Source organism: Pseudomonas sp. GM21, assembly GCF_000282215.1.
Lineage (GTDB): Bacteria > Pseudomonadota > Gammaproteobacteria > Pseudomonadales > Pseudomonadaceae > Aquipseudomonas.
On the sequence record NZ_AKJS01000112.1, the window covers coordinates 88,827 to 96,075 of the forward strand.

General features: G+C 54.3%; 9 protein-coding genes and 2 pseudogenes. 6 read left to right on the top strand and 5 right to left on the bottom strand.

The features are described 5' to 3' along the window. The first annotated feature begins 128 nt into the window (after nt 1-128). Nucleotides 129-1,556 carry a group II intron reverse transcriptase/maturase gene (ltrA, locus tag PMI22_RS10385; RefSeq protein WP_007946971.1) on the top strand — a complete coding sequence of 476 codons (1,428 nt, stop codon included), beginning with the start codon at nt 129-131 and terminating at the stop codon, nt 1,554-1,556. Further along, entirely contained in the window at nt 1,486-2,340 is an 855-nt protein-coding gene (locus PMI22_RS32060; protein WP_238543967.1) for a hypothetical protein, read from the top strand. The genes ltrA and PMI22_RS32060 overlap by 71 nt, the downstream gene beginning before the upstream one ends. 139 nt (nt 2,341-2,479) lie before the next feature. Here PMI22_RS32060 and PMI22_RS10375 read toward each other — a convergent pair whose 3' ends face one another. Continuing rightward, a complete protein-coding gene (locus tag PMI22_RS10375) occupies nt 2,480-2,689 on the bottom strand; it encodes a hypothetical protein (protein ID WP_007946973.1) in 210 nt (69 codons plus the stop codon). Nucleotides 2,690-2,859: 170 nt separating this feature from the next. Here PMI22_RS10375 and PMI22_RS10370 point away from each other — a divergent pair, with 170 nt between their 5' ends. Both PMI22_RS10370 and PMI22_RS10365 read left to right on the top strand, forming a co-directional pair. After that, nucleotides 2,860-3,054, top strand: a complete 195-nt coding sequence (locus tag PMI22_RS10370) for a hypothetical protein (RefSeq protein ID WP_007946974.1) — start codon at nt 2,860-2,862, stop codon at nt 3,052-3,054. A 394-nt stretch (nt 3,055-3,448) separates the two neighbouring features. After that, on the top strand, nt 3,449-3,904 hold the full coding sequence (locus tag PMI22_RS10365; RefSeq protein WP_007946975.1) for a DUF2214 family protein: 456 nt from the start codon (nt 3,449-3,451) through the stop codon (nt 3,902-3,904). Between the two features lie 190 nt (nt 3,905-4,094). Here the strand turns inward: PMI22_RS10365 and csrA are convergent, their stop codons facing one another. Beyond that, nucleotides 4,095-4,289, bottom strand: coding sequence for a carbon storage regulator CsrA (gene csrA / locus PMI22_RS10360; protein ID WP_007938114.1), 195 nt, complete (start codon nt 4,287-4,289; stop codon nt 4,095-4,097). Nucleotides 4,290-4,540: 251 nt separating this feature from the next. On the opposite strand from csrA, the gene PMI22_RS10355 reads away from it, so the two are divergent. After that, nucleotides 4,541-4,906 (top strand): hypothetical protein, encoded by a 366-nt coding sequence (locus tag PMI22_RS10355; RefSeq protein ID WP_007946976.1) that lies wholly within the window; start codon nt 4,541-4,543, stop codon nt 4,904-4,906. A gap of 67 nt (nt 4,907-4,973) precedes the next feature. Here the strand turns inward: PMI22_RS10355 and PMI22_RS10350 are convergent, their stop codons facing one another. The 3 genes and pseudogenes from PMI22_RS10350 to PMI22_RS10340 all read right to left on the bottom strand — a co-directional run. Next, a complete protein-coding gene (locus PMI22_RS10350) occupies nt 4,974-5,663 on the bottom strand; it encodes an endonuclease (protein WP_007946977.1) in 690 nt (229 codons plus the stop codon). Nucleotides 5,664-5,667: 4 nt separating this feature from the next. Beyond that, nucleotides 5,668-5,937, bottom strand: coding sequence for a DUF1654 domain-containing protein (locus PMI22_RS10345; RefSeq protein ID WP_033049401.1), 270 nt, complete (start codon nt 5,935-5,937; stop codon nt 5,668-5,670). Between the two features lie 190 nt (nt 5,938-6,127). Beyond that, nucleotides 6,128-6,613: pseudogene (locus PMI22_RS10340) on the bottom strand (L-asparaginase); the annotation flags it as partial. 401 nt (nt 6,614-7,014) lie between these two features. On the opposite strand from PMI22_RS10340, the pseudogene PMI22_RS10335 reads away from it, so the two are divergent. Continuing rightward, nucleotides 7,015-7,249, top strand: a pseudogene (locus tag PMI22_RS10335) (antitoxin Xre/MbcA/ParS toxin-binding domain-containing protein); the annotation flags it as partial.

Sequence of the window (7,249 nt, forward strand, 5' to 3'; positions counted from 1 at the left end):
AGCCGGAGCGAGAAGTCAGCATAGGCCGTAGTAGTCTTTTTTTTGACGAAGGGCCGAACGAGAGAAAGTGTTATAGGCCATGTTGATGCGAAAGACTGGAAGTCAGATGCCTGCCAAACGCGGGGCGGATGGAGACGACGAGCGGTGAAACCGTGAGAAATCCCGTCAGCGACGAGGTCAATCGCCCGCAAGATGAACCCGATAACGCAGGGCAAGGGCTGCTGGAGCGGGCCTTTGCGAGAGAAAACCTGAAACGGGCATGGAAACGGGTCAAGGCCAACAAGGGTGCTGCGGGCGTCGACGGTCTGGATATTGAACAGACTGCCGAACGTTTGCTGTGCCAATGGCCTACGATTCGTGAACAGCTCATTTCAGGCGCCTACCGGCCCAGTCCGGTAAAGCGTGTGGTAATTCCCAAGCCTGACGGTGGCGAGCGCGAGCTAGGTATCCCGACGGTTACCGACCGGCTGATACAGCAAGCGCTGTTGCAAGTCCTGCAGCCACTTATTGATCCAACTTTCAGTGAATACAGCTACGGTTTTCGGCCGGGACGCTGTGCTCAGAATGCTGTTTCGGCGGCTCGGCGCTACGTATCTTCAGGCCGAAAAGTAGTCGTGGATGTTGATCTGGAGAAGTTCTTCGACCGGGTTGATCACGACATCCTGATTGATCGCCTCGGCAAACGGATTGCGGATCGCGCCGTTATACGGTTGATCCGGGCTTATCTGGATGCGGGAACGCAGATCAATGGAGTGGTCGAGAAAAGCCGTTGTGGGGCGCCGCAAGGCGGCCCGCTGTCGCCACTGCTGGCGAATGTGCTGCTGGACGAAGTGGACCGAGAGCTTGAACGTCGAGGCCATTGTTTTGCGCGTTATGCCGACGACGCGAATGTGTATGTTCGCAGCCGAAAGGCGGGGCAGCGGGTGATGGCTTTGCTGACGCGTCTGTATGAAAAGCTGCACTTTAGCGTCAACGAAAGCAAGAGTGCGGTCGCGAGCGCGTTTGGCCGCAAGTTTCTGGGATACGCTTTCTGGGCATCTCCACAAGGCGTCAAAAGAGCAGTAGCGGTCAAGGCGCGTCAGCAGTTCAAGCAACGAATACGCGAACTCACCCGTCGCTCGGGCGGTCGCAGTCTGCGACAGGTTGTCGAAAATCTACGGCCTTATCTTCTGGGCTGGAAAACTTACTTCGGGTTGTCGCAAACGCCCAAAGTCTGGCGAGGGCTGGACGAGTGGATGCGTCACCGATTGCGAGCGATCCAGCTTAAACAATGGAGGCGTGGAACGACGATCTACCGCGAACTGGGGGCGCTGGGAGCCAGCAGCCAATCGGCCCGGAAAGTGGCGGTCAACTCTTATAGTTGGTGGCGTAATAGCCGCTTTGAGCTGAATCGAGTGTTGGATTGGTGCGACTCTGCTGACCTCAACTTCTCGAACCGCCCGGTGCGGACCCGCATGCCGGGTGGTGTGGCAGGGGCGCGGCCAGATGGCCGCCTCCTATGCCGATGTCTGCGATTTAAAAAAAGCCGCCGCGCTACACATTCGGGTCAGCTTTGATCTTCCTGTAGACCACTGCTTCATCCCTGTCTCCTGGTTGATAGTGCCCAGTCATCTTCACATCAGCGTCCCTTTCAAGCCTGGATTTTTCCTGCTCAAAATCCTGTTGTTCGTACAGCAAACTGCGAGAGCGGGTCTCGTGGAAGATAGCGCGCTCGCCGGCCGAAAAAGAAAAGCTTCTCTGGCGGATATTTCGATAGTGGCAAAAAGATATCACCCGGGTAAAATCAGCCCGACCCGCGCAATGCGGGTAGCCAATGACGGCACAAAAAAAAGAGAAAACCTTATGCTTATTCGCAAAACTCTTGGCGCGACCATTGTTGTGGCCGCGATCTTAACGTCGGGCTGCGCTAGCATCGTTGGCGACAGCAAATACCCTGTTGCGGTGTCAAGCGCCCCTGCAGGCGCTTCTTTTGATGTTTTGGACAAGAGTGGAAAGGTGGTTCATTCGGGTAATACCCCAAGCACGGTCACGCTGAAATCGGGTCACGGCTACTTCAGCGGCGAGACTTACACCCTGAAATTCAAGAAGGCAGGCTACCCAGACCAAACCGTCGAGCTGGACTCTGGGCTTAGCGGCTGGTATTGGGGCAATATCTTGATTGGTGGCGTCATCGGTTTACTGATCGTTGATCCGCTGACAGGTGCAATGTACAAACTGCCTGAGAGTGTTTCCGCCGATATGGGCACGCCTGTCGCCGTCAGCGTTCCTGCCGGTTTAAGCATTGCCTCCATTGACACCTTGACTGCTGCTCAACGCCAAATGTTGATCCCGATCCAATAAGGGGCGCGGACTATCTTCTCCCCTTGGAGGCGATGAGTAGATTGCTGAAAGCCCGCGCTCGGCGGGCCTTCTTTCGAAGGGCCACTACTCGCAGAGCAAGGACTTTCGTTGGGAGGGGCTGATGGCTTTCGATCTTTTTTTATTCTGGTGCCATTAGCACGGCGAGAGTCATCTTGATGAATTCTTCATTCTTGTCGAGTGTGTCCAAGGTGCAGCGCACATTGTCGGCGACGTCTGCTGATCCGCGCTGCTCGACCCAGTTCGACAGTTCCCAAATTGCGGCTTCGAGGGCGAGCTGATTTTCGTTGAGTTTGAAAAGCAGGGAAGGGAGCAAGTCAGAATTTGGCATCGCGAGTCCTCCGTATAGATTTCAGCGTAGCAGGGGGAATTCACGAGCGAGAGGAACACCATCAGATCCCATAAATTGCCCCACTACTCGTGCTGATTGCTTTCAACGGCAAAGGTTGTTCACGATTCAGGCGTAAGATAGCGGTGCTACCTCACCAAAAGGAGCCGCATATGATCGCTGATCAAATGAACAAGCAGGCATCTGAAGGCAGGGCTGTTTGGGATCAATATTTCTGCGCTGCGTTGATTGCGGAAAGCAATCTGACGGCACCAGTCGTAGGAGGGGCTACTCACGAAGACAGGCAGAACCTGTTGATTGAAAGAGCCAAGACCCTCGCCGACAAGATGATGGAAAACAGAAAATAACCGGAGCCCAGCCGTAGCGCTGGGCTCGTCACGTCTGGCGACCGCAATGACGGGCAGTGTGGGCATTCTGAATCAGGCGAACGGTCTGCTGATTTGATAGATTCCGTAAAAATAGTGTGGATATTTAAAGGGTTACGAATGTTATTAACCAGGTGGTGAGCGAAATTATATTGTTACAAGGAGAGTGTTGGGATATTATCGCCCCGCGTTCACCACCACGGTTTATGCATTTTTAAGTCCCAAGCTTCCATCAGCTGCTTGGGATTTTTTTTGCCTGAAATTTGTCATGGGGGCTTTGATCGCTAATGTGCCGCCGCCTCAAATCGGGCAAGTTCCGGGTTTTTGGGCTACTACTGACTGGCCAAACTCAATCTCGGTCTGATGGAGTCTAACGATGCTGGTTCCTTGGTCTTTTGCGGCGATTCACTTGCTGGCTTTTGCGTTGGGCTTCTGGGCGGTTTTAACCCGAGGCACGGCATTCAGTCGACTGGCGGCCGGGACAGGGGAGCCTTGTCGCGTGCTGATGGCCGATAATCTGTGGGGGATCAGCGCCGTCATCCTCCTGGTTACCGGTGGGCTGCGGGCCTTTGGTGGGTACGAAAAAGGTACCGACTACTACCTTCACCAACCCCTGTTCCATCTCAAGATGACGCTCTTCATATTGATTTTGCTGCTTGAGGTCGCTCCAATGCTGGCGCTGATCAAGTGGCGAATTGCGCTTGCCCGTGGCTCGGCAATCGATACCGGGCGCGCAAAGCTGTTTGCCCGAATCAGTCATGTCGAAGCATTGCTGGTATTGCTGATGGTCATAGCAGCGACCGGAATGGCGCGCGGAGTAACCTTTGGTTAACCGATTGCGGTAGGTCCTTCCTCGGGGATATTCGGAAATGTCTGACATTCATCGCCTGGGACATGCCGGTACTATCGGCTGCATGTTTTGGCGAGAGAGGTGAATGTGTAAACGGCGGGCAATACGGCGCTCGAATCTTTAGCCAGCCGTTGTTCAGGGCGAACGGGCTGGCTACTGACTGCAACAGGATTCAGGGGGTTTGTGGCTTGTCCGGCGCGGTAAGGCCAGCCTGAATGCGTTGGTAGATTTCTTCACGATGCACTGCAACGTCTTTCGGAGCGTTGATGCCGATCCTGACTTGCTGGCCGCTCACGCCCAGGATAGTGATCGTAATATCGTCACCGATGTTTATGCTTTCACCGACTTTGCGGGTGAGTATCAGCATGGTCTTCTCCTTGATTGCTTTGTAGGGCACCTGATTTCGAACAGTGCAGAGGTCGGTGGTACGTATAGATTAGTGCGAAGTCTCACGGTTTGGGTGCCTCTTTCTGACGCGCAGATGCTGCATTAATTCCCAAGGCGTAACTATACAGAGGCGGCCACCATCATTCTCGTTGTTTTGTGCCCATTTTGCGGCACTCGGGAAGTATTCATGAATGTTAAAATCACCGCTTTCAGCATTAAGAGGGAACCGTTGTGCGCAAAATGGTCTTGGTAATCGCTGTATTGGCGCTGGCTGGGTGCGGTGAGGGCAAGGGTGTCGATGCCCAGGCGTCCAAACCGGCAGTCGTCTCCGCACCCACGGCGGCTAGCGGGCCGCAATGGGACCTCGAAGTGCGAGGCGTAACCCCCCAGGCTGTCAGCGATTTGAGCGGCTGGTTGATCGAGCATAGCTTCGTTTCCAACGTCGTCATGGAAAATGGCAAGGCGCGCATTCTGATGGGACCATACAGCTCGAAAGCCGAGACCGAGGCCAAGCAGGCAGAGGTGGCTGCCGCGCTCAAACGGGCCAAGAAACAGAATATTGAAGTGCTGGTGCTAGAGCGTCCTGCGGTCCAGTAACGCAGACGGCTGGAAACGCAAAAAGCCTCGGGTATTAAACCGAGGCCTTTTAGCTATCAGTGGGTGATCAGCTGCAGGCTTTCATATTCACTGGCCCGACAAACTCATTCCCACGCCCCATAACGCACGCCACGCTCTGGTTGCGCTGACGCTCCCAGGCTTCAACCGGATAGGTTTTGTTCCAGGCCTCGTACAGTTGGCGATCCTGTTTCGACAAGCTCAAACCATACTGCTTGCTCATGTAAAAATAAGTCCGGGCTATCATGCCGCGGATGGAAGGGCGGGGCATGACCTTCTTCGCCTTGAAATCGACCTGAGTCAGGCATGAGCCATATTGACCGGTTTGCACCGGCAGCCAACCAAAACTGAAGTTATTGCGATCGCCGTTCACCTCGCCAATGCTCGGCACCAGGTTGTGCAAATCGGCTTCGGCCTTCTGATAAACCGGATCGTAACGGGTGCAATTCTTGCGGCCACCTGTCTGCCAACACTGGCGCTGATGGCCGATCTGCCACGCCGGGACAATGTGTTCCCACTCGATGCGGGCGGCGCGTTTGGCATTTTTGCGCGGCACATAACCACAGGTCGCCAGGTTCACCTTGTTGCCGGTGTATTTGCAGCCACAATAAAACTCGGTGGATTGCGGTGCATACAACGTCCAGGCGACTTTTTTGGCTTCGCTGAAAGTGCGTGGGGCGCCAGCCTGAGCCCCGAGGACGATGAACAGAAACAGTAAGGCAAACCAGCGGACACTCATCGACTCAATCTTCCTTCGGCACAACCCAGAAAATCTGCACGCCGCCATCGTCACGATAGGCGAGGGTAACGTTATCGTTCTCGTCGATCTCTTCGAGCAGTTGTTCCCACTCATCCACGGGTTCGTCCGGCAGGCGGAAGATCAGTGCGGCTTTGGCTTTTTGCGCGGTGGGGGAGTTGATGATTTTCTGAACGCGCAAACCCATGCGTGCATAGGTGTCAGGAGAGGCGGAAGTGGTGGCCACGGGATTATCCTTATTAAGCTGTACGTACATACAGTATTAAACTGTAAGCATTTTCGCAACTGCTTAAAACTCAAGAAAATCCTCTGACAGCAGTTTTTTCCGTTTGGTGTAGGAAGAAGGAAAAATGTTTATCGGAGTTCTGCGCAACACGTTAACCACTCGTCAACGCTGACGAGTGGTCAAGAAAGTGCCCGACCAGGACGGGTCGGGCGAGGGTGAATCAGTATTCCCAGAACATCCGTTGCAGCTCTTTGCTGTCGTTGGTCTTGGTCAGTGCAACCATGGCCAGGATGCGGGCTTTTTGCGGGTTCAAGTCGTGCGCGACAACCCAGTCGTATTTATCGTCAGGCTGTTCGGCATTACGCAGCACGAAACCGCCGGCGTTGACGTGGGACGAGCGAATGATTTGTACGCCGTCCTTGCTCAAGGCTTGCAAGGAGGGAACGACGCGCGAGGAAACCGAACCATTGCCGGTGCCGGCGTGGATGATCGCCTTGGCGCCGGACTGGGCCAGCGCCTTGTACGCCGTGTCGCTGACGTTGCCGTAGGAATAGGCGATTTCTACGTCAGGCAGGCTCTTGATGGTTTTGATGTCGAATTCCGAGTCCATGGTGTGGCGCTTGGCCGGCAGGCGGAACCAGTAGGATTTACCTTCGACCACCATGCCCAGTGGACCCCAGGCACTTTTAAACGCCTCAGTCTTGACCTCGTTATCTGCACTGCTATTTGTTGACACAAGCTTATGAAGATAAAAAATTATTTTAAAAATCAGTAGATTGTAGTTAATTTTACAATTTTCTAGCAGATAAAATTAGTGTCAACGTTGACCTATGTTTCGGATTGTTCCAGACAAACGGTAGATTCAACTCCTTTATGCGACGACTTCGCTGGCTACAAAGCCGGCTTCGAGAAAGGCATGACCGAAATCGGTTGTATGGCGAATAAAAGGCAGTTGGCCGAGGGCGTTCTGGAGCCCATTGGAGCACTGGCGGATAAGCGCTCTCCATTTTGACGGAGCACGACTGTCGTGACGTGTCGGCAAATCTTCCTTCACAGCAGCTGTGAATTGCCGGATGCTTTACGACAAGCCGAACTAGAGGGCGACTCATGTTTGCTGAAGTGATGCGCGAGGGTGCCTACCGTGCCTATCGAGCCCGGCTGGGTGTGTTTCTCCCTATTCCCATCGATGCTTCAGATCAGGCCATCCACGAGCTGATCGAGGCGGGCTTCTTGGCCGCTAGCGTTAAGCTGCTTTGTGATCGGGGCACACTCAGTGCCGACGGGTGCGACCAGATCATTCCGCTCAAAACCCTAAAAAAACGATTGGCAGACGGTCAGCGAC

Bases quoted from the DNA above. Each gene is read 5' to 3' on its own strand.
- ltrA (WP_007946971.1), top strand. From the start codon at position 129: ATGGAGACGACGAGCGGTGAAACCGTGAGAAATCCCGTCAGCGACGAG.
- PMI22_RS32060 (WP_238543967.1), top strand. From the start codon at position 1,486: ATGGCCGCCTCCTATGCCGATGTCTGCGATTTAAAAAAAGCCGCCGCG.
- PMI22_RS10375 (WP_007946973.1), bottom strand. From the start codon at position 2,689: ATGCCAAATTCTGACTTGCTCCCTTCCCTGCTTTTCAAACTCAACGAA.
- PMI22_RS10370 (WP_007946974.1), top strand. From the start codon at position 2,860: ATGATCGCTGATCAAATGAACAAGCAGGCATCTGAAGGCAGGGCTGTT.
- PMI22_RS10365 (WP_007946975.1), top strand. From the start codon at position 3,449: ATGCTGGTTCCTTGGTCTTTTGCGGCGATTCACTTGCTGGCTTTTGCG.
- csrA (WP_007938114.1), bottom strand. From the start codon at position 4,289: ATGCTGATACTCACCCGCAAAGTCGGTGAAAGCATAAACATCGGTGAC.
- PMI22_RS10350 (WP_007946977.1), bottom strand. From the start codon at position 5,663: ATGAGTGTCCGCTGGTTTGCCTTACTGTTTCTGTTCATCGTCCTCGGG.
- PMI22_RS10345 (WP_033049401.1), bottom strand. From the start codon at position 5,937: ATGTACGTACAGCTTAATAAGGATAATCCCGTGGCCACCACTTCCGCC.